Consider the following 552-nt stretch of genomic DNA (forward strand, 5'->3'; position numbering starts at 1 on the left):
CTGATGCTGTCCCATTTGTGCCGCGTGCACGGCATCGGCGCACGCGTCGAACCGTCGAGCGCGCTGTCGACCAAGAACATCTTCGGCCTCGACGTCTCCAACGTCGCGCTGATCTGCCTGTCGTATCTGGAAGCGTCGAACATCACCCACATCCGCTACGCCGTTCGCCGCCTCCGCCGCAAGGCGCCGCGTGCGAAGATCATCGTCGCGCTGTGGTCGGCGGATACGCCGAAGATCACCGACACGAATGAGTCCGCTCAGGCCGACGCCACTGTACTGACGTTGCGGGACGCGGTGAAATACTGCGTCGAGGAAGCCGGCATCGAGCCACCGCCGCAGACCATCGAGATGCCGGTTGCGAGCGCTGCTGTGTAGGAGCGGAACACGCGGATTTCTTACAACGAAGGTCCGCCCCCTCCTCTCGTCATTCCGGGGCGCGCGCAGCGCGAGCCCGGTCGCGCTCGACACCGCGGTCTTGCCGATCGCCGAATTGGCTCCCCACTGCGGGCGATGGGCGAACAGGTAGGAGATCGCCACCGACAGATAATGGTT

Annotated in this window: 1 pseudogene; it reads left to right on the forward strand. The window is 64.7% G+C overall.

The features are described 5' to 3' along the window. A pseudogene (locus tag I5M_RS11865) lies at window positions 1–375 on the forward strand (AI-2E family transporter); the annotation flags it as partial. Window positions 376–552: the final 177 nt, after the last annotated feature.

Source organism: Rhodopseudomonas sp. B29, from assembly GCF_000333455.1.
GTDB lineage: Bacteria > Pseudomonadota > Alphaproteobacteria > Rhizobiales > Xanthobacteraceae > Rhodopseudomonas.